Origin of the sequence: Haloarcula sp. JP-Z28, assembly GCF_011440255.1 — an archaeon.
In the GTDB taxonomy this organism is placed as follows: domain Archaea; phylum Halobacteriota; class Halobacteria; order Halobacteriales; family Haloarculaceae; genus Haloarcula; species Haloarcula marismortui.
Genome location: NZ_JAAOHT010000147.1, coordinates 1 through 1,816, shown reverse-complemented (window position 1 = coordinate 1,816; position 1,816 = coordinate 1). Strand labels below are relative to the sequence as shown.

General features: G+C 62.8%; 1 protein-coding gene. It reads left to right on the top strand.

The window, feature by feature from the left end; all coding sequences use genetic code 11:
* The coding region (locus G9463_RS23570) for a TRAP transporter fused permease subunit (RefSeq protein WP_165897990.1) at positions 1 to 1,816 on the top strand (1,816 nt) is incomplete at both ends.

The window sequence follows — 1,816 nt, the reverse complement described above, 5'->3', positions numbered from 1 at the left end:
TGCAACTGCTCCAGATCAACGCTGTCCACGTCTCTTTTGGCCTCATTCTGACGTTCTTGCTGTATCCCGGCAGCACCGGCGACGGCCCGCTTTCCCGGCGCTGTATCGCGCTCGGGTCGCTGGTCGATGAGAAACTCGGCGCGGAGCATCCGGTATCTCGCGTCGTTCACGCTATCGGCGACGCCCTCGCCTGGGCGTTCCTCGACGCCGAGATGGACCGCGTGACACCCTCGGATTTCGTTTTTATCGTCCTGTCGGTGCTGTCGGCCGCGTACTTCGTTACTGACTTCGACGAGATCCAGCGAATGCGTGCGCTGGGACTCGAACGCGGCCGACCGATTCAGGAAGTGTTCACCTTCCTAGAGCCGATGGCGGGGCTTCTCGGGCCGCTCGCCGATACTTCCTACGCGTTCGTGCTCGGCGCGGTCGGCGTCCTGCTCGTCCTCGAAGCGACCCGTCGGGCGATCAGCCTCTGGTTGATGGTTATCGTCGCGGCGTTCGTCGTCTACGCCCGTTTCGGTGTCCTCATCCCACAGGACGCCGCCTACATTGGCGTCCTCTCGATTCCGGAGCTGTCTTGGCCCTCTATCATCCAGAACCTCTGGTACAACACGGAAAACGGCGTGTTCGGAATTCCGGTTACCGTCTCCGTGCAGTTCATCTATATCTTCATCCTCTTTGGCGCGTTCCTCGAAATGTCCGGCGCGGGGCAGTGGTTCATCGACCTTGCGTACGGTGCGACAGGGACGCGGAAGGGTGGCCCGGCGAAGGCGTCCATTCTCGCCAGCGGCTTTATGGGAACCATCTCAGGCTCGTCCATCGCGAACACGGTGACGACCGGCGCGTTCACGATTCCGCTGATGAAGCGGTCGGGCTACTCCCCGGAGTTCTCCGGCGGTGTCGAAGCGTCTGCCTCATCGGGCGGCCAGATTCTCCCGCCGGTGATGGGGGCCGCTGCGTTCCTCATCGTCCAGTACACGGCGACGCCGTTCGCTGATGTCATCGTCGTCGCGACGATTCCCGCCATCGTCTTCTTCTTCGGCGTCTGGGTGATGGTCCACTTTGAGGCCGTCAAGGAGGACATCGGTGGTCTCGACTCTTCAGAACTGGTCAACCTCCGGAGCCACTTCAAAAGCGGGTGGTTCTACCTCGTCCCGCTTGGGCTGCTGTTGTACTACCTCATCATCGAGCGACTGTCTGTCTCCCGCTCGGCGTGGTTTACGCTCATCGCAATCGGAGCGCTCATCGCACTTGTGGCGGCTTACGGCGACGAAACGCGTGCCCGCCTCGGAGCGATTCTCGGCGTGCTGTTCGGCGCATCGCTGCTTTCACAGTTCCTGTTCGGCGCTGGCGTTCTGGGCGCACTGGCCGGCGACGGAACGGGGTCCCAATCTCTCATGGGCGCGTTCTCGGCCACCGTCGGTAACATCGGCACGCTGATTATCCTCAGCGGTGTTCTCACGCTGATCACCCGGCCTCGACTCGACTCACCACTGCTGTCGTTCGACGGTGCTGTCGACGACACCGCCGAAACGACTGCTGACGCTGTCGGTCGCCCAGATCTGGCCTCGAATGGGCTGTACAAGCTCGGCGTTTTCGTCGGGAAGTCGATGGAGAGCGGGGCCAGAACCGCGGTCCCGGTTGTCATCGCGGTCGCCGCTGCCGGCATCATTCCGGGCGTCATCAGCGTCTCCGGCCTCGGCCCGAACCTCGTCTCGCTCATCACGGCCGTCGCCGGCGGCTCGCTGGTCTTGCTGTTGCTCGTCACCGCGTTCTCCTCGATTATCCTCGGGATGGGGATGCCGACGACGGTGAC